General features: G+C 42.0%; 22 protein-coding genes, 7 tRNA genes and 1 rRNA gene (1 of these 30 running past the window's edge). 3 read left to right on the top strand and 27 right to left on the bottom strand.

Translation table 11 applies throughout. From position 1 onward, the window contains the following. Positions 1-174: 174 nt before the first annotated feature. The 4 genes from BIV16_RS11405 to BIV16_RS11420 form a co-directional block, all read right to left on the bottom strand. Positions 175-1,113: a D-2-hydroxyacid dehydrogenase gene (locus BIV16_RS11405; protein ID WP_075680948.1), complete on the bottom strand. Its 939-nt coding sequence runs from the start codon at positions 1,111-1,113 to the stop codon at positions 175-177. Between the two features lie 6 nt (positions 1,114-1,119). Then, positions 1,120-1,974: a patatin-like phospholipase family protein gene (locus BIV16_RS11410; RefSeq protein ID WP_330546289.1), complete on the bottom strand. Its 855-nt coding sequence runs from the start codon at positions 1,972-1,974 to the stop codon at positions 1,120-1,122. Positions 1,975-2,043: 69 nt separating this feature from the next. Then, entirely contained in the window at positions 2,044-3,765 is a 1,722-nt protein-coding gene (locus BIV16_RS11415; RefSeq protein WP_083625241.1) for a methyl-accepting chemotaxis protein, read from the bottom strand. 276 nt (positions 3,766-4,041) lie between these two features. After that, entirely contained in the window at positions 4,042-4,494 is a 453-nt protein-coding gene (locus BIV16_RS11420) for an NfeD family protein (RefSeq protein ID WP_075680950.1), read from the bottom strand. A 188-nt stretch (positions 4,495-4,682) separates the two neighbouring features. Between BIV16_RS11420 and BIV16_RS11425 the strand changes: the two genes are divergently transcribed. Next, positions 4,683-5,279, top strand: coding sequence for a hypothetical protein (locus tag BIV16_RS11425; RefSeq protein WP_075680952.1), 597 nt, complete (start codon positions 4,683-4,685; stop codon positions 5,277-5,279). Between the two features lie 239 nt (positions 5,280-5,518). Here the strand turns inward: BIV16_RS11425 and BIV16_RS11430 are convergent, their stop codons facing one another. The 13 genes from BIV16_RS11430 to BIV16_RS11490 all read right to left on the bottom strand — a co-directional run bounded on the left by BIV16_RS11430 (position 5,519) and on the right by BIV16_RS11490 (position 19,828). After that, a complete protein-coding gene (locus BIV16_RS11430; RefSeq protein WP_075680954.1) occupies positions 5,519-6,577 on the bottom strand; it encodes a S66 family peptidase in 1,059 nt (352 codons plus the stop codon). Between the two features lie 76 nt (positions 6,578-6,653). Then, positions 6,654-8,681: an FtsX-like permease family protein gene (locus BIV16_RS11435; RefSeq protein WP_075680956.1), complete on the bottom strand. Its 2,028-nt coding sequence runs from the start codon at positions 8,679-8,681 to the stop codon at positions 6,654-6,656. Beyond that, positions 8,674-9,441 carry an ABC transporter ATP-binding protein gene (locus BIV16_RS11440; RefSeq protein WP_075680958.1) on the bottom strand — a complete coding sequence of 256 codons (768 nt, stop codon included), beginning with the start codon at positions 9,439-9,441 and terminating at the stop codon, positions 8,674-8,676. The genes BIV16_RS11435 and BIV16_RS11440 overlap by 8 nt, the downstream gene beginning before the upstream one ends. Before the next feature lie 181 nt (positions 9,442-9,622). After that, entirely contained in the window at positions 9,623-10,849 is a 1,227-nt protein-coding gene (locus BIV16_RS11445) for an MFS transporter (protein ID WP_075680960.1), read from the bottom strand. A gap of 25 nt (positions 10,850-10,874) precedes the next feature. Beyond that, positions 10,875-11,879, bottom strand: a complete 1,005-nt coding sequence (locus BIV16_RS11450) for a cytidylate kinase-like family protein (protein ID WP_075680962.1) — start codon at positions 11,877-11,879, stop codon at positions 10,875-10,877. Between the two features lie 44 nt (positions 11,880-11,923). Continuing rightward, positions 11,924-13,267: a sodium:proton antiporter gene (locus BIV16_RS11455; protein ID WP_083625243.1), complete on the bottom strand. Its 1,344-nt coding sequence runs from the start codon at positions 13,265-13,267 to the stop codon at positions 11,924-11,926. Between the two features lie 85 nt (positions 13,268-13,352). After that, positions 13,353-14,591, bottom strand: a complete 1,239-nt coding sequence (locus BIV16_RS11460; protein ID WP_075680966.1) for a CapA family protein — start codon at positions 14,589-14,591, stop codon at positions 13,353-13,355. 24 nt (positions 14,592-14,615) lie between these two features. Next, on the bottom strand, positions 14,616-15,578 hold the full coding sequence (locus BIV16_RS11465) for a GTP-binding protein (RefSeq protein WP_075680968.1): 963 nt from the start codon (positions 15,576-15,578) through the stop codon (positions 14,616-14,618). 3 nt (positions 15,579-15,581) lie between these two features. Then, on the bottom strand, positions 15,582-16,655 hold the full coding sequence (locus BIV16_RS11470) for a sensor histidine kinase (RefSeq protein ID WP_075680970.1): 1,074 nt from the start codon (positions 16,653-16,655) through the stop codon (positions 15,582-15,584). After that, positions 16,652-17,323, bottom strand: a complete 672-nt coding sequence (locus BIV16_RS11475) for a response regulator transcription factor (protein ID WP_075680972.1) — start codon at positions 17,321-17,323, stop codon at positions 16,652-16,654. Before BIV16_RS11475 ends, BIV16_RS11470 begins: the two co-directional genes overlap by 4 nt. A gap of 77 nt (positions 17,324-17,400) precedes the next feature. After that, positions 17,401-18,429 (bottom strand): 3-deoxy-7-phosphoheptulonate synthase, encoded by a 1,029-nt coding sequence (locus BIV16_RS11480; RefSeq protein WP_075680974.1) that lies wholly within the window; start codon positions 18,427-18,429, stop codon positions 17,401-17,403. A 221-nt stretch (positions 18,430-18,650) separates the two neighbouring features. Further along, entirely contained in the window at positions 18,651-19,442 is a 792-nt protein-coding gene (locus BIV16_RS11485; RefSeq protein ID WP_075680976.1) for a LytR/AlgR family response regulator transcription factor, read from the bottom strand. A gap of 206 nt (positions 19,443-19,648) precedes the next feature. Beyond that, entirely contained in the window at positions 19,649-19,828 is a 180-nt protein-coding gene (locus BIV16_RS11490; protein ID WP_075680978.1) for a hypothetical protein, read from the bottom strand. 211 nt (positions 19,829-20,039) lie between these two features. Here BIV16_RS11490 and BIV16_RS11495 point away from each other — a divergent pair, with 211 nt between their 5' ends. Together BIV16_RS11495 and BIV16_RS11500 are read left to right on the top strand one after the other, a co-directional pair. After that, positions 20,040-20,447 (top strand): hypothetical protein, encoded by a 408-nt coding sequence (locus tag BIV16_RS11495; RefSeq protein WP_075680980.1) that lies wholly within the window; start codon positions 20,040-20,042, stop codon positions 20,445-20,447. Between the two features lie 193 nt (positions 20,448-20,640). Further along, complete coding sequence (locus tag BIV16_RS11500) at positions 20,641-21,579, top strand: calcium/sodium antiporter (RefSeq protein ID WP_075680982.1); 939 nt, start codon at positions 20,641-20,643, stop codon at positions 21,577-21,579. A 59-nt stretch (positions 21,580-21,638) separates the two neighbouring features. Here BIV16_RS11500 and BIV16_RS11505 read toward each other — a convergent pair whose 3' ends face one another. The 10 genes from BIV16_RS11505 to BIV16_RS11550 form a co-directional block, all read right to left on the bottom strand. Continuing rightward, positions 21,639-21,953, bottom strand: coding sequence for a hypothetical protein (locus tag BIV16_RS11505; RefSeq protein ID WP_075680984.1), 315 nt, complete (start codon positions 21,951-21,953; stop codon positions 21,639-21,641). Positions 21,954-22,133: 180 nt separating this feature from the next. Further along, positions 22,134-22,667 (bottom strand): GNAT family N-acetyltransferase, encoded by a 534-nt coding sequence (locus tag BIV16_RS11510; protein WP_083625248.1) that lies wholly within the window; start codon positions 22,665-22,667, stop codon positions 22,134-22,136. Positions 22,668-22,825: 158 nt separating this feature from the next. Continuing rightward, positions 22,826-22,898: transfer RNA gene (locus BIV16_RS11515), tRNA-Lys, on the bottom strand. A gap of 19 nt (positions 22,899-22,917) precedes the next feature. After that, positions 22,918-22,990, bottom strand: a tRNA-Phe gene (locus tag BIV16_RS11520). An 18-nt stretch (positions 22,991-23,008) separates the two neighbouring features. Beyond that, positions 23,009-23,082: transfer RNA gene (locus tag BIV16_RS11525), tRNA-Met, on the bottom strand. A gap of 29 nt (positions 23,083-23,111) precedes the next feature. Beyond that, positions 23,112-23,193 (bottom strand) — tRNA-Tyr (locus BIV16_RS11530). A 27-nt stretch (positions 23,194-23,220) separates the two neighbouring features. Then, positions 23,221-23,293: transfer RNA gene (locus BIV16_RS11535), tRNA-Thr, on the bottom strand. Positions 23,294-23,326: 33 nt separating this feature from the next. Further along, positions 23,327-23,399, bottom strand: a tRNA-Val gene (locus tag BIV16_RS11540). 22 nt (positions 23,400-23,421) lie between these two features. Then, positions 23,422-23,495: transfer RNA gene (locus BIV16_RS11545), tRNA-Asp, on the bottom strand. Between the two features lie 62 nt (positions 23,496-23,557). After that, a 23S ribosomal RNA gene (locus BIV16_RS11550) occupies positions 23,558-26,096 on the bottom strand; it runs 349 nt beyond the window's last position.

The following is a 26,096-nucleotide window of genomic DNA, read 5'->3' on the forward strand; positions in this document are numbered from 1 at the left end:
GGACACCCTTGGTCTTGGCTGTATCCTTCCCACTACTAGGGCGGATTAGGAACTTTCATCCATTAGCGACGTGCGCCGCAAGGCGCACATAAAGAATACCCCGGACTTTTAAATCCGGGGTATTTGTGTTCTTACGAAATCTTTTAAATGTCATTATGTAAACCTTTTGCGTATTTATTTTTTTGCAAAAAAATCTTTTATCTGCTCTAAAATAATCTCCATCAGGCGTGTTCTTGCCTCGATGCTCGCCCATGCAATATGAGGCGTAATCAAAAGCTTTTCACTGTCTTTGATTCTACGAAGCGGGTTGTCCGGGCTCATCGGTTCCACGCATAAAACGTCCAGTCCTGCTGCCGCAATCTCACCCTGTTCTAGCGCATTGGCAAGTGCTTCCTCCACCACAATCGGTCCTCTTCCTACATTTAAAAAGATTGCAGACTCTTTCATCTTATGAAATGCCTGCTCATCCATCAACTGATGGGTATCCTCCGTAAGCGGTGCGTGTACAGATACAATATCAGATTCTTTTAACAAGGTATCCAAATCCACCCGCTCATAGCCTTCCTGATTGTTGCGTCCCGATGTGGAGTAATAGATGACATGACAGCCAAACAGTTTTGCAATGTCTGCCACACGGCGTCCGATTGCACCTAACCCGATAATGCCCCAGGTCATGCCATGCAATTCATGGAATACCTTTGCAAAATGTGTGAAAATGGTGTCCGCAATGTACTGCTCACTTTTTACATAATTGTCATAGTAAGGTAGTTTTTCCAATAGGTAAAAAAGCATTGCAAATGTGTGCTGTGCCACGCTTTCGGTGGAGTATCCTGCAACATTACGCCATGCAATTCCTCTTTGCTCTAAATATTCTTTATCCAGATTGTTCGTTCCGGTTGCTGTGACGCAGACCAGCTTCAGATTCTTCGCCTTGCCAATGCTCGATTCGTCGATTTCCACTTTGTTGACAATCACAACATCCGCATCCTTGGTACGCTCTGATGCTTCTTCTTGGGTAGAAAAATTATATCTTACAACTTCTCCTAACGCCTCAAATCCAGATAAATCGATATCCTCTCCAATTGATTTTGCATCTAAAAAAACGATTTTCATCTTTTCTCATCCTTTTAAGTATTCTTTTAACTTCGGCATCTCTCTCTTGGCAATGTCGTAGCCTTCCTGGTAAAGCTTTCCAAGCAGCTTCGTGTCTGTCTCAGTACGTCCTACCCCATAAGTATCATCCGGTGCAATGATAAACACCTTGCCTTCTTTTTCGAGCTCATAGAGCTTCTTCATGCAAGCATTGTAGCGTTCTGCTCTTGTATCAAGCGACTCCACAATTTTCGGATATTTCTTGTAAAGTTTTTCAGTCATTTTCGTGACACGGTCCGTCTTTTTCAGATAACCACGCGCTCTTGTCAAAACAACGATGTTCTTATCGCATCCCTTTTCCATCGCATGTTCAAATGGAACGGAATCCGCAAGTCCGCCATCTAAATAGTAGTGTTTTCCAATCTTCACCGGCTGAAACAAAATCGGGAGGGAACAGCTTGCCACCAGAACATCCTCCATGCTTTTATCTCTTGGCACCGGAACATAGGCTGCTTTTCCGGTATGAATATTAGTCACTGCTGCCTCAATCTCGCCCGGAAATGCTGCAAGTGCGTCGTAATCAAATGGCAGTAATTTATCAGGAATCTCCTCAAACACAAATGGTATATTATAATAGGCTCTTGTCTTTCGGTTGATTAAATGGCGCATTCCCATATAACGTTTGTCTGCCATAAACTGCTCCATCAACTTTAGATTACGTCCTTTCTGCTTTGACAGATAGGATACCCCGTAGGCAATTCCGGCAGAAACACCAATAAAATAATCTGGCAGTAAATCTTCTTCTAGGAAAGCATCCAACACGCCACAGGAAAAAATGGTACGGTTGGCACCACCTTCACATGTCATTCCTAATTTCATCATAAAACACCTCGCTTTGTGTTTTATAATAACACTTTTTCCACCGAAATAGCAATTCCGTTTCAACGAATCTTATTCTAATTTGAATTTACCAACTTCAACCCCTAATTTGTCGGAAATCTCAAGGTTGCCACTTGCCTCCTGACCGATACTTTGTACCTCTGTACTAAGGTCTGTCGTTATCGCAGAAACATTGGTAATTCCATTTGCACTTTCCTCCACAGCAGAATTGACAGCTGTGACAGATTCTAAAATGTTGTTCATGTCATCCGCAAGTTTGGCGGAATTTTCTGCAAACTGCTGCATCATTCCGTTGATTTCGGAAGCATCCTGTTCATATCCCTCACTTAAATCCAGCAGCTTCGTATATCCGGTCATGGTAGTCTCTCCGATGAAGGAAATCATCCCTGCCGCTTCCATTGCCAATTCATTTACAGCTGTAATTACTTCTGTGCTGACCTTTTGGATTCTGACTGCTGCTTCGGCAGAATTGGTTGCAAGGTTTCCAATCTCACCCGCAACAACTGCAAATCCTTTTCCTGCCTCACCTGCTTGTGCAGCCTCGATGCTTGCATTTAACGCCAACAGGTTCGTCTGTTCGGTGATACTGATGATATTCTCGGTCAAGGCACTGATTTCTTCTACCTCTTTTGATTTTTCAATCTTCTCTTTTACCTTTTCTTCCATCTCTTTCGCATGCCGTTTTGCATCTTCCTGCTCAAGCGTTGCATTTTTCTGAATCTCTGTGGCCTTTTTCTGAATCTCTGTGGTCATCTGATTTCCATCGGCTGCCTTTTTGGAAATGATTTCAATCTTTTCAAAGACATCGGTTATTGCATCGGTTATCTGCGTAAGGGAGGCGTTCGTCTCTTCCATCGCCGCACTCATCTGTTCCATCGTTGCAGAAACATCCGAAATATTATCTTCTGCACCGTTTAAGTCAGTCGAAATCTTTTTGGCTGAATTGTTCAGATTTTCGGAATAACTTGAAATATTCTGCATAATTCCACGAATGTAAGTAATTAAATCATTGACATTATTGGCAATCAGTTCTGTCTCATCGCCAGTTGTCACATGCAGCGTCTGCGTTAAGTCCCCTTCGTTATTTACAATCTCGTAAATCTTATCATCCACAAGATAAAGGTTCTTCGCAATTTTCTTCACAATCATGCTTAAGATAAAAATAGAGACTGCTATCCAGAAAATCTCAATCGCAATTACCCAGTTGATATTAATCATCTTGCTTCGCACAATATAGGAAGCATCGTAGTCACATCCCAATGCCGCAATCACCTGCTTGTTCGAATCGTAAATTGGCACATACGCTGTCAAAAGACTTCCATCTGCCGTACTTAAAATCTGATTCTCGACATATTTCTCACCGGAAAATACAGGCTTAAGTTCCTCATAAGACACTTCAAATTCCTCCCCATAGGAGACCTGGTTTGCGGTGTCGTCCGAATCCAGCGCATAATAAACTTTATTTCCATCTGTGTAAATGACATATAAATACGGCACATCACAGTCGTCCCGAATCCGCTGCATGGACGAAATGACTTCCGTAGCCGCATCCTCATCATGGCTTTCCATCGCATATTCTACGGTATCACCGTCTAACATCTCACTTGCAATCTGTGCGATAAGCTGTGCCTGCTGCTTGCCAAGTTCTGTCATCTGATCTGCACTGCGAGTTGTCATCATCATTCCTATGGAAGAACACACAATAAAAATGATTAGATCTGCAGGTAATATCATCTTATACCCAATTGGCATTTTTCTTGTTTTTCTTTTCATATTTTTCTATCTCTCCTTCTTGGAAATCTCTGTATGCACGCTCCCCATCCCACAGACATTTCTATTATCTCGTTCTTTTCCCTGCTAAAGAAGTAGCACAAAAAGTTCTACCGCTATCATTGTAACATTTTATAAATACACTATATCCCCCAAAAACGTTGAATTTATCCCTGTTTTCGTCATGATTGCCTAACGCAGAATCCAGTTGACACATTCCGCAAAAAAGAAGCTGTCATAAGGCAGCCTCTTATCCATTCAGACTTTTTCTATTTTCTGCTACACTTCTTTTCCCGGCATTGTAGCACTTGCTGCCACGTAAAGAGTAACACCACGGATTTCCTTCACCAATACAATCTCGCCCGCCTCGAAAGTCTCACCATCTACTGCTGCACGTGCGGTCCATTCTTGTCCTTTTAAAACAGCGGTTCCGGTTCCTTTCTGGTTATCGACGGCTTCCGTCAGGCAGACATTCTGTCCGATTGCTTCCTCATAGTTTGTGCGAACCAGTCTCGGCTTAACATATTTCATTGCCCATGGTCTTGTAAAGCAAAGCAATACAATTGACACAAGTAAAAATGCTACCACCTGTACCACTTCGTTACATCCAAGTAAATTTAAAATAAGAGCGACTACTGCCCCACCTGCAAACCAGATTGAGGTCAGTCCAACCGTGATAATTTCTACAACTGCAAAAATAATAATTAACGCAATCCAGATTATTGCTGCCATCTGACTCCTCCTGTTCCTCTCTTGTAGCTATTTTTCTCTTTCTACTTATTATATTCGATTTGCGTTTCCGGCACAACCTTCTTTTGAAAAGTCTTTCTCCTATTTTCCCATTTATTCTTCATTTTTTTCATTTTATGCCGATAACATAACTGAACCTTAGAATAGAACGTAATCGGAAGGAGGCAGCTATGAGCCTTGCAGCCAGCGGAGTTGGAACTACATTTTCTTCCAGCTTCTACTTACGAAAATTTTATAAAAACTGTTCGGATGCTTCTAAAACATCCAAACGAAGCAAACTAGAGCCGAACCGCCTGTCCCAGGCAGACGCAGATGCCTTACATAAGGCAGTCAAACAGCTTCGGAGTTTTAAGTTCACGGACGATGACAATTCGAATCTTCATGCCGGAGTATCCGCACTTTTAGAAACCTACAATCACACGATGGATTCCTGTAAGGATTCCTCCGATTTATCGGTGAGACGTTATGCCAAACAGTTAAAGTCCCTTGTGAATAATCATAAAGATGAACTTGAGGATATCGGTGTCACAGTAAATAAGGACGGTACCTTAACCGCCAATTCCAATCTTTTGAAAAGTGCTTCCGTCTCAAAGATTAAGAAGCTGTTTTCCAAAGAAAGTGAATTCTCCACAAAGGCATTCCAATACTCCAGACACTTAGAGGAAAAATCTGAGGAAGCCTACAAAAGTGATATCATTGAGCAGTCCCTCAAACAGAAAGAAGCTCTACTGACCGGACTCGGTCAATCCGTAGACCTATCGCTCTAACAAAAATAAATTTTTAGAAAAAACGCTGTAAAAATTAGTCTATTAGATTGCACAAAAGACAACTCCAATTTTCTTATGGGCAATGGAGATAAACCTCTTAAAGCGAAAACCGTGGAAGCCACTGCTGAACACGGTTTTCGCTTTAAGAGGTTTATCGCAATGTTTTGCACAACAGAAAATTGAAGTTGTATTTTCGGTGAATTTAATAGACTAATTTTTTATACGACTTTTCTAGGAACCTATTTTTCGTTCATCTCGATTGTGATGTGGTTGCCTTGTACGGTGACGTCGGCGAAACTTCCGCAGATGAGTGGCATCATCGGTGAGAGATGTCCGATATCAAGGTCCATAATAATTGGCACCTTGTATTTTGCAAGCAGGTCACAAACCGCATGATACTGATCTAGTCCCATCAGCTCTTGTCCATGAACTCCTGGACGTCCAATCAGAAATCCCTTGGTGTACCGGAACCAGCCGGCATGCTCCATCTGCCAGATTGCTCTTCGAATGGACATGACATTCAAATCACAGGACTCTAAGAACCAGATGACACCCTCTTCCTTATAGCGCTCATTGAATTCTGCCACATAATCAAAAGACGTTCCAAGCAGATTCACCAGACAGTCCATACAACCACCTAACAAGCGTCCCTGCATATGCACATCTGGATGTTTTCCCTGATTTTCTTTGATAAAATAAGTGCCTTGTGTATAAACCTGTAACTTTCCTGGTTCTGTCACATTGTACGGCGCTAACGGTTTCTCCGGGCTTTTTATCTCGTCCTTTTCCCATAACCCGTATTCATGTACAGTTGTAGTTTCACCGCATAGCACACGATATGCATCTTCTACCGCAGGATGCCACGGTTTCATTCCAAATTCTGACGCACATGGTCCATAGATGGCTGCTGTATCACATATGGTTGCCAGCAAAAATGTAAAATTTGTATTATCCGAATATCCCATAAACCACTTCGGAGCCGCATTTTTTATTTTTTCAAAATCGATGTATTCTAAAATCTCACACATCAACTCTCCACCACCACAGGAAATCAGGACTTCGTTTTTATTGCTGCAATAGTAATCGACCAGTTCGTCTGCACATTTTTGCGGCGTGTTGCTGATTCCAAGTCCACTGCCCTCGCAGCAGTTCGGACCAAGGTCCGCTCCATGTCCTAATTCTTTGAATTTCTCTAATGCTGCCCCAAAGGCTGTATGATATGGCTCGATAAAGCATCCAAACGATGGTGCTACATATCCGATGGTTCCATTTTTGCTCAAATGTTTTGGAAATTTCATGCTTTTTCCCCCTGCTTTGCTTTTTTGTACCTTTCATTATAAATGCGCAAAAACATCTTAGCAAGGGGAAAACACTCTATCTAATCTGATTTCCTACAATCTTATAGTAAGTTCTAGATGTCATTTTAAATACAAAATAATAGATTGCTCCGAAAATCAGAATCGTTCCGGCCATACATTCTACAAATAATATGATGTTAGTCAATCCAAAGATTTTTAAGATTCTGCTAATCATCGGGAATGCGAAGCCTACATGGATTGCTGCCGTAACAAGTGGCAGAAAAAATACAATTCGAACCTGGGAACGAATGCTCCTTTTCACTTCACGATTGCTCATGCCTACTTTTTCCATTATCTGAAATCTCATCTTGTCATCGTAACCTTCTGAAATCTGCTTATAGAAAATAATCAATACAGTCACCATCAAAAACATGGTTCCAAGGAACAGACCCAGGAAGAAAAGACCACCATAGAGACCGTAAAACTCACTTGCATTCATATCACGGCATTCCATGTAAAAAGATTTCCATGGTCCATCGATATGCTGTGCATTCAATTCATACAAATGACTTTCACACGCTAATTTTTCTTCTTCCGTACCGTCAATGTCGATGTTGACATACTGAACCAAATCAGACGCATAATCCTGTAACTGTTCCTTTTGAGCGAAAAAAATCTGCTGCAGTGTATCCTGGCTGTCCACTAAGACATAATAGCATTGGTCTGCGACTCCCTCAATTGAACTCATATCAGCCTTGTTCATTTCATAGGACATGGACACCGGATAATCTTTTCCAAAAGCAGAAAAGGTGTCCTTCTGATATTTTGGAAAACCAATTACTTCTACGGTACCCTCTTTTACCTTTTTAATCTGCGCTATATTGTCCTCATTCTGTGTCATTTTGATAAAGTCTTCACGTGTCATAAATGTAATGATTGCAATATTACTGACCCCATTTTTATAAGCATTGTCAGAGTAATCATAAGTGCCATCCCCAAGAAGCGATGCCATAAACATCAGGGACGAATAACTGTATTCTCCCGTGATGGTTCTGCCTGATTCCGCAATCTTCTGGTGGAACTGTTCTACCAAAGGTGTTGCATCTCCTAATTCCTCTGTGTATCGGATGGTTGCATTGATGCTGCTTGGATAGCGTGCACTAAGTTCATCCTCCGCACCGAAGTATAAACTAACCGTTGTCGATACCATAACTAATACCATTGTGGATAAAATACAGATATTGGCAAGGCCAACTGCATTCTGTTTCATCCGGTACATCATACCGGAAACAGCGGTAAAGTGATTGCTTTTATAGTAAAAATTCTTATTTTTTCGAAGAAGCTTTAATACTGCAATACTTCCTGCTGTAAAAAGACAATAGGTTCCGATAATCACCAGTACAACAGCCACAAAGAAAAGAGAAAGCGCACTGATTGGATTCTCAGTTGTGACGGCAATATAATAACCGCCTGCCAAACACAACGCACCTACAATTGTCATTAAAATCTTTGTCTTCGGTTCTTTTTCTCCTGCATTTTCACTGTGGAGCAAATCAATCGGTTTTGCCTTTCCAATCTGAATCAGATTATAAATCAGTGTCGATGCATAGATAATGCCAAACAAAATCATGCTGCCAATCACTCCCGGCACTGACACATAAAACTGAATGCTCTCTGATAATCCAGCTAACTTATAAAGAAACATTGTCAATAATTTACTAAATACGGTTCCAAAAAGAAGCCCACCTGCAATGGAAAGCACTGCATTAAATAAGGTTTCCAGAAATACGACTTTTGCAATGTGTCTTTTCTCCATTCCCAGAATGTTATAAAGACCTAGTTCTTTTTTCCTTCTCTTAATAATAAAACTGTTCGTGTAAAATAAGAAAATGAACGCAAAAATACCGATGACAATACAGCCTAAGAACAAAATAGCCGCAAGGCTCGTATTGCCTGGTATGCTGGATAGGCCACGATTACTTGCAAGATAAACCATAATATAAAACATGGCAACTGTTAATGCACCTGTCAAAAAATATGGAAGATAAAACTGGCGGCCATTTTTCATACTTGTTTTCGCAAGACCAACATATAAATTACTCATTCTGATCACCACCTGTCGTTAAAATCGTAAGTGTATCTGAAATTTTTGCATACAGCTCTTCATTTGTCATATTTCCGCGATATAACTGGTGGAATACCTCACCATCTTTGATGAAAAGCACACGTTTTGCATGGCTGGCAGCCTTGGTACTGTGTGTTACCATAAGAATCGTCTGACCTTCTTCATTAATCTGATTAAACAAATCAAGCAGGCTGTCGGTTGCCTTGGAATCAAGCGCTCCGGTCGGCTCATCCGCCAAAATCAGCTGTGGATTTGTAATCAGTGCACGTGCCACTGCGACACGCTGCTTCTGACCACCGGACACCTCATACGGATATTTTTCTAAAAGCTGCGCAATTCCTAATTTCTGTGCAATTGGCACAAGACGCTGTTCCATCTCCTTTGGTGTCTTTCCCGACAAAACAAGTGGAAGAAAGATATTATCCTTTAAGGAAAAGCTGTCTAACAGATTGAAGTCCTGGAACACAAATCCTAGATTATCACGGCGGAATGCCGAGATTTCTCTTTCCCGGATGGTGACAATGTTTTTTCCATTCAGGCAAACCTCTCCGCTTGTCGGCTTATCAAGTGCCGCTAAAATGTTCAAAAGTGTGGTCTTACCGGAACCGGATTCGCCCATGATTGCAACATACTCGCCCTCCTCCACGGAAAAGTTAATGTTGCGCAGTGCCTGCACCTGGTTTCCTCCAAATCGTGTGGTATATATTTTCTTTAAGTTGCTAACTTCCAAAATAGCCATGATACAAATTTCCTTTCTGTTATAACTACATTTATAGTTTTCTCACCGGGAGCTCTGCCGGCGAACTCACGTCATCACTGACCTTACAAACGTAGTATAACAAAAGGTCAAAATGGAATCTATCGCTTTAGATTACATTTTGACCTTCGTTTCTTACACTTTTGTAAGATTGGATATTTCTTTATTCATACAACTCATGATACTTCTTCTTATCACAGACAATCAGAACCGCCCCCAGCAAAATTGCGACCAGGAGTACACCGATTACCAGCCCCCACGCCATGGTGGATCCCAAATTGTCATAGACCACTCCGACCACATAGAGGAATGTACCTTGCAAAACGCTTTGTACCACCGTCATGAATCCGTTCATTCTGCCACGGTGACTGGCTGGAATACGTGCTGTCAAATACGGTCCATTTACAATTGTAGTCAGGATTTCTCCAAACGTAAACAACGTGATTGCGACATAATATGCCGGAATATGTCCTAACATAAGAAGGAATACCGCATAACCTACCAAAAGCATCACCTGACCAAGCAAATTTTTCTTCGTGTGTGTTATTTTTGCAAACATTTTTGTGAAAATTGGTGTAAAAAGCACTACCACGATACAATTTAAACTTGAGACACTGCCAAAGATAACGGCTCCGTTTTCTCCATGCAAACGTCCCATATCAAGCGGCATCAGATAACCATACTGCTGATATGCAGCACCATAGAGTCCCATTCCGATGATATAAAGTAAAATCACCTTGTGGTCTTTTAACACCTGAATCAGGCTGTCCCCGTCACGATTCTCCTGATAAGAAGACTCTGCCTCCTCTTCTTTGACAGGTTCGATATCCCTTACCTGCCAGAAAATCAAGAACGTGGAAACTCCAATTGCAATACCACTGATTAAAAATGCCAGCCATAAGTAGTTTTTAAAAAGAATTCCTGCAATCGTAGGAGACGCAATCAATCCAATATTCGCACCCAGATATTGCAGGGAAAATGCACGCTCACGGTCTTTCGTGTAGGTAATATCGGCAATGAGCGCATTGTATGCCGGATACTCCATACTCTGACAGGCTGCTGCCACAATGATTAGCGCAATCGTCACATAAGAAAGTGGAATCACAGCGCAGATGATATAAAAGAAAATGGAAATCAAATCACAGATAATAATACAATTTCTTTTATTGTATTTGTCTGCAAGACGTCCTCCCATCAGCCCTGCCGGCAAGAGTAAAATTCCCGAAACAATGGTGACGAGCGCAACACCTGTTGCACTCATCCCCAGTTTCTGGTTTAAGATTAAGGTTAGAACCGGCCAGACCATGGAACCCAGGTTGGTCACAATTCTACCTAAGAATAAGATATAATTCTCCTTTCGGAGTCCTTTGTATTGTGAAAAAAAATGCATAAAGTACCTTTGTCTTTCTGTGTCATTACTTGTCGTGGTTCGGGTACTGATTAATCATACGTTCAATCAATTCCACTGACTCCTCGATTCCGTAACTTGCGCTATTGATACAGAGGTCATAATTGACGGCATCGCCCCATTTTTTCCCAGTGTAATGGCGATAATAACGCTCGTGTTTCCGGTCTAATTTCGTCAGTAACAAAACCGCCTGTTTATAGTTCAAATTGTGCAGTTCCATCATGCGATGCACTCTCTGCTCGAAGGAAGCTGTAATAAAAATGCTGATATGAGGAATACGGTGATTGGTTAAAACTACATCCGCACATCTTCCCATTACAATAAAATCTTCCTTTTTTGCCATCTCGCAGATTAAATCACTCTGATTGAAAAAGATGGCATCCTGCGTTGGCAATCCGTGATAACGGTTGAAGTTCTCAAAGAATTTTCCAATGTTGGTGTTCTTGTGAATTTTTTCACGAAGTTCAGTCTTGTAATCGCTATGGTCTACAACCTGTTCTTTTTCAGCGTCGAGACGCTTTAACACCTGTTTGAAAATCTCAGCGTCATAATAATTAATCTTCAGTTTATCTGCCAATGCAAATCCAATATCGGTTCCCGCACTTCCGTGCGTTCTTCCGATACAGATAATCAAATGGTCCTCCGGCGAAAAATGCTGGCGCAAATTTGAGGAATTCAATGCTGCAAGGTTTTCATTGATGATATCCACGCTTCCAAAACTGGACGGAATCTTTTCCACCTTTTTCAAGATATCATTGTATTCTTTCATCATGCGGTGATGATCTTCTTTGTTCTTGATGGTTCTTGCCATGTTTCCGATCAAGGCAATCTCACTTCTGATTTCATGTCCCTGCGGTCTTGTAATCAAAAGTTTTGTGATATTTTCCACGCAGGTTGCCTCATCACCCGTGTACGTTCTTCCCAAAGAAGAACCGACACATTTATATACTTCTTCATCTAAGTGATAAATTTGTTTTGCAATTTCGTAACAATTTTCACGATTATTTTCCATAATTTCAACACCTTTCTAACTACATTTGTAAGTAACTGTCTTTCCTAAAGGAAAAATACGAACGTATCGATGATGAATACCGGAATCAGAATTCCAAAAGACCATCCCATATAGCCAAAGAAAGATGGCATACGGATACCGTTTTCGTCCGATATGGATTTCACCATAAAGTTTGGTGCATTACCGATGTATGTATTTGCTCCCATAAAGACAGCACCACAGGAAATTGCCATTAACACTTTGACTGATACTGTACCTACTGTTGTTAAGATACCACTGGTATAACCAAGCGTTCCCGCTGTTGTTAAAAATACCAGATAGGTCGGTGTATTGTCTAAGAAACTGGAAAGCAGACCGGTTGCCCAGAACATCTGGAATGGTTTCGTGATACCAAGCTGTGGTCCTTTTTCCTTTAATACCATAAGCGCTGGCTGCATCGTGATAAAGATACCGATAAATAACACGGCAACCTCTTTGATTGCTCCCCATGTAAAATGGTTCTCCGTTCTGACTTTTGCATCTGTTGTCTTAAAGGACAATAACGCTGCCAGCAAAATGATTGCAATCTCAATCAATGCCGGGAATGTTAATTTTACGGACTCAAAAATCGGGATTCCCAACACATTGCCGGACGCATCCTGGAATGCCGGAAGACTTGGCAAAGTACCGCTTAAAATAACAGCTGCTACAATCATGATCAAGAAAATTACATTATGTAAACCAACGATTTTCATCTCAACACCAGGCTTGCTGATATCCGGGTGCATACCTTCTGCGATATCTTTCCGGTAATTGCGACGATCAATGAAATAAAATATAATAAGAAGCAATGCCATATTAAAAAGTAAAATCGGGAACAGATGGAAACTCCAGAAAAATGGAACTCCACGCATAAATCCCATCAACAGAGGCGGATCTCCAATTGGTGTCAAAGAACCACCCATATTTGAAATCATGAAAATGAAGAAAATCATAATCTGGCTCTTACGTTTTCTCCAGGAATTCATCTTAATCATTGGACGAACTAAAAGCATACTTGCTCCGGTTGTACCAATACAACTGGAGAGTAAGGTTCCGATTGCCAGAAACAGCGCATTTACGCCAGGCGAACCGGCCAGATTCCCCTCAAGCGTGATATTACCGGACACACAAAACAGTCCAAATAATAACACGATAAATGTCAGATAATCATTGACGATACATTCCAATACAGTTTCTGCTGCCCCCGCAGCACCATTTAACACTGCATACGGAATCACAAACAAAAGTGACCACACGATGACTGCAATTGCCTGATTCTTTTCCCACCACTCAGGCTTAATCAGCGGCATCACTGCAATGCAAAGCAACAGCCCCGCAAACGGGATACAAAGTAATAAATTATTCATGCTATTTACCACACCTTTCCTTTTCTCTATTCCATATTACTTTTTTTCCAGAATTTTGCAACATACATTTTGCCCAAAGTGTATGTTATCTTTTGGGACTTAAAATCTGATCCTCCTCCCAGATTTGTCTGGTCAGGTTTTCGCAATACTCCAGGGAAAACGCTCCATCCTGTTTTAGGATATGATTCTGTGCTGCCAGCTCTTGTGTATAGTCCTCCAGATAATAAGTGGTAACCTCGTCTTCGCCCCAGTGGCAGACAAGCGGTATCACACCATAATCTTCGACAACAACCTCACCGTCATCGTTTCTTCCAATTGTGACATCCGCCATTCCGCCTACCATACGGTTCGATGTTCCCGGTCCTGTCCCGGAAGTTGAGTTTACATAATTTCCAAGGGAATAATAGACAAGCATCTGGTCTCCGTCGTCATCCGTCACCCACTCAATCGGTTCAATCACATGCGGGTGTGTGCCAATCACTAAATCAACGCCATTTTCTAAAAAAAGATTGGTCCAGTATTCCTGCTCACTGGAAACTTCAAGAGAATACTCCGTTCCCCAGTGCGGGCAGACCACCACAAAATCCGCATTCTCGTCCGCCTTTTGCAAATCGCTTGTCACCTTATCCTGCTCCAGATAATCAACCGCATAAGGCATATCCGCCGGTGTGGAAATTCCATTGGTTCCATACGTATAGTTTAAAATTGCAATCGTTATCCCATTCTGCTCATAATAGAAAATATTGTTATCCTGAGTTTCTTTTCTCTTATGAATTCCAAGATACGCAATATCCGGATAGTTTTCTTCCCAGAAATTCATGCAGTTAAGAAGTCCCGCTTTTCCGGCATCCAGCGCATGATTTGTCGCATGTAAAATCACATCAAACCCCGCATCTGCCTCCGCATCCCCCAACTCATAGGGCGAATTAAAACAAGGATATCCTTTGATTCCAAGTTCTTCTCCTCCAAGGATTGTTTCCTGGTTTACAATCGCAAGGTCTGCCTCTTTTATCTGTGTCCTTACATGATCAAACAAATAACGGAAGTCATAGCTTCCATCGGCAAGCTGTCCTTTTTCCACAACAGTCATATGCATAAGCATATCTCCTACCATGACAAGCTCTATCGTATCTGGTTCCTCATTCTTAACTTCTGCCAGGCTTTCTTTTTCTGTCTCCTGCTGCACCTGCTGCTCCTGTTCCTCATTCGCCGCTGCCGTTTCCTGCGTCTTTGCCTTCTTGCAGCCGGTAACATCTCCCGCCACAAGCAGACATACCAGGACAACGCCTAGCCTTCTGCACAACAGGTCATTTCGTTTTTTCATAACGCTCTCCATTCCACCGTATTTTTACTTAAAAAGTTGTTCTATCTCCTCTTTTGCAAGATGCTCTCCAATCACAATCAAAACATCCTGCCCCTGTTCCATCGTCTGAACATGCATCTGGTCGTGCGTCGCATTAAAAGAAAGCCACTTGCCATCTTTTTTCTGAAGAAATCCCTTCACACGAAAAACTGTTCCAAAACGCTCCTGCTGCATCAGTTCCTTTATCTTCTCCTGAAGTGTCTCTTCTGTCAGCTTCTGGTCTACAAAAAAGAGGGAAGTAAACATCTCATTTTTGTCAAACCATAGCTTTTTATGGTCCGCATTCACATATCCGCAATGCAAAAGTCCCTCTAGCTGTTCTTTTCCAAGTATCTCGGAGTCCTTTGCCAAAACTACATCCTGGTCATCCTCCCATTTTGCCGTTCCTAATTTAAAACTACGTTTGCAGTTATATTTTTCCAAAATAGCATTGAGTTTTTCTACCGTCTGCTGTTTTTCTTTCGCACTTGCTTCCTCTGCCTTACTAAGAATCACCTTGCCGGCGTTTGCCACCTGCGAAGTCAGCAGATATTCCGCCTGCTCCGACATGCGCACATCCAACTTTGCATCTACCATCGCAAAAATATTTCCAACCTCGAACCAGTTGCTTAACGGCTCATCATAAAGCATATCAAAAAAGACATCGACATCATAGATTCCAGATGGCTCCACAATCACGCGGTCATATCCTTGCATTGCCATGGAAATAAGCTTTGCCTTGAATCTTCTTTTCCAGTCCTCCACCACATTTCCACCGACAATCGGCTCCAGCTCACACTGGTCTCCCTCAAGGTCCTGTAACATCATCATATCCACATTGATTGCGCCAAAATCATTTTCAATGATTCCGATTTTCTTTCCCGCATCCATCAAATATTTCGCATAGGTACGGATAAAAGTTGTTTTCCCAGAACCCAGAAAACCGGTTACCAAATCTACTTTTATCATATCTTACACATCCTTTCCTCCAGTATAAAACCCAATTTTTACGGTGGTGCCCTTTCCAACTACGGATGTAATTTCTATTGTATGACCCAATTTTTTCAAAATACGGCTGCACAGATACAATCCAATTCCGGTCGAATGTTTATCAGAGTGCCCATTGTAGCCCGTGTAACCTTTTTCACAGACTCTTGGCAAATCCTCCTTGCGGATTCCAATTCCGGTATCCTCAATCAGTAGAAAAACGGCCTCCTTCTCTTCCTCCGTCGAGATTGTGACACTGCCGGTCTGCGTATATTTTACGGCATTGGATAACACCTGCTCTAAGACAAATTCCGTCCACTTTTCATCGGTAAGAATCTCCTGATTCAATTCCTTATAATGAAGTGCAATCTTCTTACGGATAAAAAGCTTCGCATACTTATGCACCGCCTCTTTTACCATCTTGTCCAGCGGACATTTCTGAAATACAAAATCGTTTGTCTCGGCATCCAGCCTTAGATACTGGAGCGCCATCTCCACGTACTGCTCAATCCGGAAAAGTTCTTCTTCGATTTCCTTTCTTTCTTCCATGCACATCTGCTGCAATTCATCCAACCTTGCCGCATCCGCTTTTTTCTTCTCATCCTCATCGAGCATTGCCTGCCTGGATTCGTATGCCTGGAGCAAAAGGCGCATCGCCGCAATTGGGGTTTTAATCTGATGAACCCACATGGAATAATACTCTGTCATGTCCTTGCGTTTGTTCTCTAACTCATTTGTCTTACCCGCATTTTCAATCAAAAGTTTTTCCAAAAGCTCCCGGTATGCAGTCTCGACTGTGTCTGTGTCCTCCGGGAGATTCTGAAGGCTAAATTGTTTTAGTTGTTTTAATTGTTCCAATTGTTTGCATTTATGATTATATTTTACGAAGTCAAATGCCACAAACAATACGAAAAAGAATCCCATCAGAAAAATTCCATATAGAACTTCATCTGCTGCAATTCCGTTCAAATAGAGCAGCAATGTCATCGTGAATACACACAATACATACATCACAATCCATAAGCATTGTCTTTTGCAATAGGAAAATAAGTGTCTCATCCGATTCGATACCCAATTCCTTTCTTCGTCACGATAAAATCAGTAAGTCCGATTCCCTCTAACTTTTTGCGCAAACGGTTGACATTGACGGACAGCGTGTTTTCATCCACATAATTGTCGCTCTCCCACAATTTTGTCATAAGCGTATCTCTCGAAACGACTTTTTCTTTATTCTCCATCAGTACCTGTAAAATCTTTAAATCATTTTTGGTCAATTCCAGTTTTTCATCCTGATAACTCAGTGTTGCCTCCGTGAGATTCAACAAGGCTCCCTGATGCTCTAAAATACTGCCCGTTCCCATAAAATCATAACTGCGGCGCAGCATCGCCTGAATCTTTGCTGTAAGAATATCAAAATCAAACGGTTTTGCAATGAAATCATCGCCTCCCATATTCATCGCCATGACAACATTCATATTGTCCGATGCCGATGACAGGAAAATGACCGGCACCTTTGATACTTTCCGAATCTCGGTGCACCAGTGATATCCATTAAAAAAAGGAAGCTTGATATCCATCAACACAAGCTGCGGCGCACAGGAAACAAACTCTGACATGACATTGGAAAAATCTTTGACACAATGCACGTCATAGTTCCAGCTTTCCAGATGCTGTTTCACACTCTTTGCTATGATTTCATCATCTTCCACCATAAAAATCTTATACATAACGCATTCCTCGGATTCACAAAATTGCGGCTCCAAAAACTGCTTTCCAGTTCTTTGGAGCCGCTTTCCTTACCATCTTACCATAAGTCTGCTAATTCATAAATAAGTTGTTCTGTTTTTTCCCAGCCAAGGCATGGGTCTGTAATGGATTTTCCATAACAATGGTCACCAACCTTCTGGTTGCCGTCCTCAATGTAACTCTCAATCATCAAGCCTTTTACAAGATTATGTATCTCTGGAGATACCTTACAGCTATGCATGATATCTTTGCTGATTCGAATCTGTTCTAAGTAATTTTTACCGGAATTCGAATGGTTGGTATCAATGATAACGGCCGGATTCTGCAAATCTTTTCCATCATACTGCTCCAACAGATGCTGTAAATCTTCATAATGATAGTTTGGAATGTTGCGTCCAAATTTATCTACATATCCCCTTAAAATTGCATGTGCATAAGGATTTCCTTTTGTCTTTACTTCCCATCCACGATATAGGAAAGTATGGCCGCTCTGTGCTGCAATGATAGAATTCATCATAACCGAAATATCTCCGCCTGTCGGATTCTTCATACCAGCCGGGATTCCTACTCCACTTGCAGTAAGACGGTGCTGCTGATCCTCCACAGAACGTGCACCAACCGCAACGTAAGATAACAAATCAGATAAATAACGATGATTCTCCGGGTAGAGCATCTCGTCCGCACAGGTAAACTCCGTCTCCTCGATTGCTCTCTTATGAAGCTGACGGATTGCAATGATTCCCTTTAACATATCGGATTCCTTCTCCGGGTCTGGCTGGTGAAGCATTCCCTTATATCCTACACCGATGGTTCTTGGCTTGTTGGTATAAATACGTGGAATCATGAAAATCTTGTCACTTACCTTCTCCTGCACCTTACGAAGTCTGGAAATATAATCGATAACAGCATCCTCATGGTCCGCAGAACACGGTCCAATCACCAAAATCAACTTATCTGATTTCCCGGAAAAAATATCGCGAATCTCCTTATCACGTTCTTCCTTAATCTGCATTACTTTATTGCTAACAGGAAACTGCTCTTTTAACTCCTGTGGGGTCGGCAATTTTCTTAAAAATTCCATATCCATTTCTTAATCTCCTTACTCTAAAAGCTATCCATCACACATTCTACCATACTTTTCAACCAGGAATTCATAATGTTTCACTTCCTCATGTATGCTTTATCACTTTGACGCATTAATGTGTGCTAATAGCATAATAAATCATTCTACGCATTTCGTCAAGCTTATCGCACAAAAAAATGACCTTAATGGTCATTTTTTCGCAAATCTCTTTTTCTATGCTGAGTTTAACCTATTTTAGGAATGCTTTTTCCTGCATTGGCGAGCATGGAGAGGTTCTCCTCAATATTCATAATATTCTTCTGACGCTCCTGGAGTTCGTATTCATTAAAGCGCTCGATAATCGCTTTCCTGCCACTCTTACGAATCGGCACAAGCTGCTGATTCAGTGTAATGAAATCCGTTCCGGTACATCCCACTACGTGACGCAGATTCACCAGATAGCTCTGGTGACATCGTAAGAAAATATTATCATCTAACTGAGTCTCAAACTCATCCAATTTACCATATACCTTGATGGTTCCCTGTGTAAGCGTATAAAAATTAACAACCTTATTCTCAGATTCCACACATACAATATCTTTGTAGAAAATGTTGTAGGTCTTCCACTTTGATTTTACAGAGATATACTTCTGATTCTGTTCCGGATATTTTTGCAGATAATAATCTACAATTGCCTCAATGCGGAACGGATCATACGGTTTCAAAAGGTATCCCATCGCATGCACTTCGTGTGCCTCAATTGCAAAATCGGAACTTGAGGTACAATATACAATCTCTGCTTTTGCATCCAGACTGTGTATAATCTTGCCTGCCTCAATACCGTTCATGTTATTCATCATGATGTCCAAAAATACCAGATCAAATTTTTCTTCCTTGAACTTCTCGGTCAACTCTTCCCCACTTGCAAATTCAGAAATCGTTGCCTGGCTTCCTTTTGCCTCAATCAAATGTCTCACAATCTCTACTAAAAGAGCGCGATCAATCTTATTATCTTCACAGATTGCTATGTTAATCATTTGCATCAACTTCCCCGTCATTTTATTTGGAATTCTGGTATATCAGATACCTTACCCTCTTACTTATATTTTAACATAACTTCAAATGTACGCAAGCATTTTGTTGCAAATTTTTGCTTTTTTCGCAATATTTTCCTTTATTTTCAGACGTTTACTTGACATTTCTTTCCATATTATCTATTTTTATCTATTAGCAATTATATATTCTAATTCTTTTTACATTCTATTTTATTCCATTTTTCTCTTTTTTCACATTGAAGTTTTACTTCTACTTTCTTCTTTTCACATTGAGATTCTGCTTCTACTTTCCTCTTTTTTCTCATTGAAATCTTGATTCTATTTTCTTTTTTGTACATTGAAATCTTGATTCTGTTTTCTTTTTCCACAATATTGTTTTACTTCTACTCACCCCTTTTTTCACATTGAGATTTTGCTCCTATTTCTTTTTTTCACATTAAAGTTTTTGCTTCTATTTTCCTCTTTGCTTTCGACATTTTATGACAGTTTTCTCTTTTTCTGGCATTGCATCTTGCCCCCTCTTCTGTTATGATACGGACAGTAGGGAATTCATTTTTCAATGAAGGCAGGCATTTTCGCATGAAAGTATTTACAAATATAGTTAGAAAGTATACTTCGATTCTTACAATTTTTGTTTTACTTTTTTCCGGGATTGGTTTCAATCAGCTTGAAGCCGAATCTTCTTTTTTTGATGCCACAAATACCACTTCCCCTACCATCTGTCTTACAGCATCGGAAGAGTTCACCTCTTCTGCACCTTGCACACTGGAAATGCTTGGACAGACACCACAGCTTGCAGCCTGTCATAATCCAAATCTGATGGCACGGCGCATCACAGAGCCTACAAGTTCTGTTTTTGTTGTCCTACTGTTTTTTCTGGCAGGACTGCTTTTTCTAATTTCGTGGGAATCTGTTTTTTATCCTCACGAAGTCTACAGTATTATCACTACAATCCGTTACATTCATAACGAAGATGGCAAAAAATGAATCTTACTTCTTCCCTATGTACCCATAGGTGTGTTTTTTGTACCCAAAATTACATATTTTATAGAAAGAGGAAATTATGATTCGAGATATTTTTGTTATTGTTATGTGTGTTGTCGCTCTCGCTGCCGGTGCATGGTGCTGGTGGTTGGAACACCACGGAAAAAATGATTCCGACGAAAGGTAAGGATTTTGTATGAGTAACATTCAGACCATTCTTCTGAACATATTCTGGTTGATTTCCGGATTTTTTCTACTCATGAAAGGCGCCGACTGGTTTGTCGATGGAGCTGCAGGATTTGCTCGCAGACTTGGAATACCACAGCTTGTAATCGGACTTACCATCGTCGCCATGGGAACAAGTGCGCCTGAGGCGGCGGTCAGTATTACCGCTGCCTTGCGGCACAATGCCGGGATTTCTATTGGAAATGTTGTTGGAAGTAATATTTTAAACATCCTTATTATTCTTGGAATTACCTGTATCATTGCAACCTTGAAAATTCAAATTTCGACCTTGCACTATGAAATTCCTTATATGGTTGCAATTACGATTTTACTGCTTCTATTTGGTTACACTTCCTCAATTGTGAATCGAATAGAAGGTGCAATTTTGTGGTTTTTCTTCCTATTATATCTGGTTTATCTTTACCTTCTTTCCCGGAATGGAAAAGAGGAACCTGTCTTAGAAGAAAAACACGTCCCACAGCTTTTACTTTATACCATTGCTGGTATCGTTTTTATTATTTTAGGCAGTAATGTGACTGTCAACGGTGCGACCGCCTTTGCCAAAATGTTTGGATTAAGTGACCGCTTTATCGGTCTTACAATTGTCGCATTCGGAACGTCTCTCCCCGAGCTCGTCACTTCCGTCACTGCCGCCAAAAAGGGGAACTCCGATATCGCAGTTGGTAACATCGTAGGAAGTAATATTTTTAATATTTTGTTTGTCATTGGAACAACCGCTCTGATTTGTCCGGTTCCGTTTGAATCCAACTTTATTGTGGATTCCGTCATTGCTATTTTTGCCGGCATTTTACTTTTTCTTTGCACGGTTCGCTCCAGGCAGCTGAAACGCCCCTGTGGTATCCTAATGCTTCTCTGCTACTTCGGATATCTCGTTTACTTGCTGCATTAGAAAAAAATCCTCCAATGTAGATTTTATGTCCCTTCTACATTTGGAGGATTTTTCACATTTTACATACACATATTCTGATAAAAATTCAGGTTTTTAATAATCCAATCCGATTTCCACCAATTCTTGCTGATATGCCATTGTTCTGGATAACTGCCCCAGTCCCAGGTAATCGCCCAAGTTCCGTCTTCCTGCTGTGTCTTAGAAAGAAACTGACACTCAAAATCACAAAGTTCCTTATTGTTCTCATAAAAACGACTGTCACGACAATGAATGAACAGGGACGGTTTGCACACATATTCAGTCGCCCATACAGACGTATCTCCACTCAGCAAATGTTTTATCTGCAGCTGTAATAATTTTTCAAACTCTGACAAATCAATTTCTAGTGCTTCACATTCTCGTAAATACTCAAATAATTCTACAAAACAGGCGGCCTTGCATTGCGATAAATAAATTTCCTTGCCATATCAAAATTCATCATTCAATCTCCTCCATAAATCTTCTCAAGAAAATATAACACGACCTGCTATTATTTTCGCTACATTTGTAGTTGATTAATCCTTTTTGAAATGAATCTCACAATAACGACAAAGATGCCGCTCTCCCCGATACTCCTCTTCATCCGTGTATTCTGTCTGCGTCATTCCACACTTTTTCATAACATGGTAACTTGCCTTGTTCTCTGAAAAATAACCGGCAGTAACCTTTTGAAATCCCATTTCTTGTAATTCAAGAAGAATTGCCTTCACAGCCTCCGTTGCATATCCATGTCCCTGATAATCTGGATGAATCACATATCCAATCTCAATCTCCTCTTCCTCAATTCCACATTCATTGATAAAGCCAATTATTTTCCCATCCAAATAAATTCCATATTCTAAATGCCCGGTATCTTCCACCTGACTAAATGAAACGAGTTTCTTCGCAAGATTCTCTGCCTGTTCTAGGGAATCAAACTCTGGAACCATAAATGTTTTTGTAATTTCAGAATTTGTAAGAAGATTCACTAATCCATCTACATCCTGCAACGAATATGGTCTTATGACAAGGCGCTCTGTTTTGATTTGTTCTTTTTTCTTAATTTGCAAATTCTTTTTCTCCTATTATCTATTATTTTTAATCCTCACCATTCCAGCACAATGAGGTAACTTCATAAATAAGGGTGTAACACCAGAGTAACACAATTTAAAAAAACGAAAAAAAGCGGAAGTGCTGATAAAATCAGTACTTCCACACTTTTAACGAATGAGACATCGGGGATTCGAACCCCGGACAACTTGATTAAAAGTCAAGTGCTCTACCAACTGAGCTAATATCCCATAATATTTTCGATTTAAATGCCCAGTTCCGGAATCGAACCAGAGACACGAGGATTTTCAGTCCTCTGCTCTACCAACTGAGCTAACTGGGCAAATGCTTTCGCATTGAGTTGCGGGAATAGGATTTGAACCTATGACCTTCGGGTTATGAGCCCGACGAGCTTCCAGACTGCTCCATCCCGCGATATTATTTAATTACTTCTAAAAGAAGAATGGGCAGAGGTGGATTCGAACCACCGAAGCAAATTGCAGCAGATTTACAGTCTGTCCCCTTTGGCCACTCGGGAATCTGCCCATTTCTATACAATATGAAATTGTATAAAGCCGATGATCGGACTCGAACCGATAACCTGCTGATTACAAATCAGCTGCTCTGCCAATTGAGCCACATCGGCATATCTTCGATACTTAAACATACAGTATAAAAATGGGACCTACAGGGCTCGAACCTGTGACCCTCTGCTTGTAAGGCAGATGCTCTCCCAGCTGAGCTAAGATCCCATAACAACTATTTAAGTATGAACGACCCAAGCGGGACTCGAACCCGCGACCTCCGCCGTGACAGGGCGGCGCTCTAACCAACTGAGCCATTAGGCCATTGTGATTTCTCACTAGAAGGTTGTACCTTCAAAACTTCATACAGATTTCTAAGAAACTTTTTGGTCAAGCCCTCGACCTATTAGTGACAGTCAACTACACATGTTGCCATGCTTCCATCTCTGCCCTATCTACCTTGTAGTCTTCAAGGGGTCTTACTCCCGAAGGAGGGATATCTCATCTTGAGGGGGGCTTCACGCTTAGATGCCTTCAGCGTTTATCCCTTCCGAACTTGGCTACTCTGCCATGCCGTTGGTCGACAGCAGATACACCAGTGGTTCGTCCATCCCGGTCCTCTCGTACTAAGGACAGCTCCTCTCAAATATCCTCCGCCCGCGCCGGATAGGGACCGAACTGTCTCACGACGTTCTGAACCCAGCTCGCGTACCGCTTTAATGGGCGAACAGCCCAACCCTTGGGACCTGCTACAGCCCCAGGATGCGATGAGCCGACATCGAGGTGCCAAACCACTCCGTCGATGTGAACTCTTGGGAGTGATAAGCCTGTTATCCCCAGGGTAGCTTTTATCCGTTGAGCGATGGCAATCCCACTTTATGCCACCGGATCACTAAGTCCTAGTTTCCTACCTGCTCCACCCGTCGGTGTCGCAGTCAAGCTCCCTTCTGCCTTTGCACTCTTAAAATGGTTTCCGACCATTCTGAGGGAACCTTTGAGCGCCTCCGATACCCTTTCGGAGGCGACCGCCCCAGTCAAACTCCCCGCCTGGCATTGTCCCTTCACCGGATCACGGTGACAGGTTAGAAACCCAATACTGCAAGGGTGGTATCCCAACAGCGACTCCACTCAAACTGGCGTTCAAGTTTCTTAGTCTCCCACCTATCCTGTACATGCAGTACCGAATCCCAGTACCAAACTGGAGTAAAGCTCCATGGGGTCTTTCCGTCCTGGCGCGGGTAACCAGCATCTTCACTGGTACTTCAATTTCACCGGATGTATTGTCGAGACAGTGCTCAAATCATTACGCCTTTCGTGCGGGTCGGAACTTACCCGACAAGGAATTTCGCTACCTTAGGACCGTTATAGTTACGGCCGCCGTTTACTGGGGCTTAAATTCAAAGCTTCGATTGCTCTAACCTCTCCTCTTAACCTTCCAGCACCGGGCAGGCGTCAGCCCATATACATCACCTTTCGGTTTCGCATAGACCTGTGTTTTTGCTAAACAGTTGCTTGAGCCTATTCTCTGCGGCCCACTCTCGTGGGCTCCCCTTCTCCCGAAGTTACGGGGACATTTTGCCGAATTCCTTAACAATACTTCTTCCGTCGGCCTTAGGATTCTCTCCTCATCTACCTGTGTCGGTTTGCGGTACGGGTACATATCACACAATAGCGGCTTTTCTCGGCACATGGCTCACACGCTTCGCTACTTTTATTTCGCTCCACTTCACGCTTTTGGCTTATACGGCGGATTTGCCAGCCGTACACCTCCCTCGCTTGTACCGGTCTTTCCATTCCCGGCTCGTGCTTTCCACATGCGTCCCCACATTTCTGATGATACGCAGTACAGGAATCTAAACCTGTTATCCATCGACTACGTCTTTCGACCTCGCCTTAGGCCCCGACTTACCCAGAGCAGATCAGCTTTACTCTGGAAACCTTAGATATTCGGCCGGAAGGATTCTCACCTTCCTCTCGCTACTCATTCCGGCATTCTCTCTTCTTATCCCTCCACTGCTCCTTCCGGTACAGCTTCGTCGGTATTAAGAATGCTCCTCTACCAATGTATTACTACATTCCACAGCTTCGGTGTTGTGTTTCAGCCCCGGACATTTTCGGCGCAGGACCTCTCGACTAGTGAGCTGTTACGCACTCTTTGAATGAATGGCTGCTTCTGAGCCAACATCCTAGTTGTCTTCGAAATCCCACATCCTTTTCCACTTAACACACACTTTGGGACCTTAGCTGGTGGTCTGGGCTCTTTCCCTTTTGACTACCCAACTTATCTCGTGCAGTCTGACTCCCGTTCATCATCTACATGGCATTCGGAGTTTGATATTCTTTGGTAAGCTTTGACGCCCCCGCGGAAATTCAGTGCTCTACCTCCATAAGACTAAAACGAGGCTAGCCCTAAAGCTATTTCGAGGAGAACCAGCTATCTCCGGGTTCGATTGGAATTTCTCCCCTATCCACACCTCATCGCCACCCTTTTCAACGGATGTGCGTTCGGTCCTCCATTGCCTTTTACGGCAACTTCAACCTGGACATGGATAGATCACCCGGTTTCGGGTCTACGTACACTGACTTTATGCCCTGTTAAGACTTGGTTTCCCTTCGGCTCCGTGCCTTAAGCACTTAACCTTGCCAGTGTCCGTAACTCGCCGGACCGTTCTACAAAAAGTACGCGGTTGACCACATAAGGGTCTTCCACAGCTTGTAAACACAGGGTTTCAGGTTCTCTTTCACTCCCCTCCCGGGGTCCTTTTCACCTTTCCTTCACAGTACTATGCGCTATCGGTCACTAAGTAGTATTTAGGCTTACGGGGTGGTCCCCGCTCATTCCATCAAGGTTTCTCGTGTCTCGATGTACTCTGGATACCGCCATGTCAATTCTCCTTTCGCTTACGGGGCTTTCACCCTCTGCGG

Source organism: Roseburia sp. 831b (assembly GCF_001940165.2).
Taxonomy (GTDB): Bacteria; Bacillota; Clostridia; order Lachnospirales; family Lachnospiraceae; genus Roseburia.

Coding starts and splice junctions, on each gene's coding strand:
- BIV16_RS11405 (WP_075680948.1), bottom strand. CDS start 1,113: ATGAAAATCGTTTTTTTAGATGCAAAATCAATTGGAGAGGATATCGAT.
- BIV16_RS11410 (WP_330546289.1), bottom strand. CDS start 1,974: ATGATGAAATTAGGAATGACATGTGAAGGTGGTGCCAACCGTACCATT.
- BIV16_RS11415 (WP_083625241.1), bottom strand. CDS start 3,765: ATGAAAAGAAAAACAAGAAAAATGCCAATTGGGTATAAGATGATATTA.
- BIV16_RS11420 (WP_075680950.1), bottom strand. CDS start 4,494: ATGGCAGCAATAATCTGGATTGCGTTAATTATTATTTTTGCAGTTGTA.
- BIV16_RS11425 (WP_075680952.1), top strand. CDS start 4,683: ATGAGCCTTGCAGCCAGCGGAGTTGGAACTACATTTTCTTCCAGCTTC.
- BIV16_RS11430 (WP_075680954.1), bottom strand. CDS start 6,577: ATGAAATTTCCAAAACATTTGAGCAAAAATGGAACCATCGGATATGTA.
- BIV16_RS11435 (WP_075680956.1), bottom strand. CDS start 8,681: ATGAGTAATTTATATGTTGGTCTTGCGAAAACAAGTATGAAAAATGGC.
- BIV16_RS11440 (WP_075680958.1), bottom strand. CDS start 9,441: ATGGCTATTTTGGAAGTTAGCAACTTAAAGAAAATATATACCACACGA.
- BIV16_RS11445 (WP_075680960.1), bottom strand. CDS start 10,849: ATGCATTTTTTTTCACAATACAAAGGACTCCGAAAGGAGAATTATATC.
- BIV16_RS11450 (WP_075680962.1), bottom strand. CDS start 11,879: ATGGAAAATAATCGTGAAAATTGTTACGAAATTGCAAAACAAATTTAT.
- BIV16_RS11455 (WP_083625243.1), bottom strand. CDS start 13,267: ATGAATAATTTATTACTTTGTATCCCGTTTGCGGGGCTGTTGCTTTGC.
- BIV16_RS11460 (WP_075680966.1), bottom strand. CDS start 14,591: ATGAAAAAACGAAATGACCTGTTGTGCAGAAGGCTAGGCGTTGTCCTG.
- BIV16_RS11465 (WP_075680968.1), bottom strand. CDS start 15,578: ATGATAAAAGTAGATTTGGTAACCGGTTTTCTGGGTTCTGGGAAAACA.
- BIV16_RS11470 (WP_075680970.1), bottom strand. CDS start 16,655: ATGAGACACTTATTTTCCTATTGCAAAAGACAATGCTTATGGATTGTG.
- BIV16_RS11475 (WP_075680972.1), bottom strand. CDS start 17,323: ATGTATAAGATTTTTATGGTGGAAGATGATGAAATCATAGCAAAGAGT.
- BIV16_RS11480 (WP_075680974.1), bottom strand. CDS start 18,429: ATGGATATGGAATTTTTAAGAAAATTGCCGACCCCACAGGAGTTAAAA.
- BIV16_RS11485 (WP_075680976.1), bottom strand. CDS start 19,442: ATGATTAACATAGCAATCTGTGAAGATAATAAGATTGATCGCGCTCTT.
- BIV16_RS11495 (WP_075680980.1), top strand. CDS start 20,040: ATGAAAGTATTTACAAATATAGTTAGAAAGTATACTTCGATTCTTACA.
- BIV16_RS11500 (WP_075680982.1), top strand. CDS start 20,641: ATGAGTAACATTCAGACCATTCTTCTGAACATATTCTGGTTGATTTCC.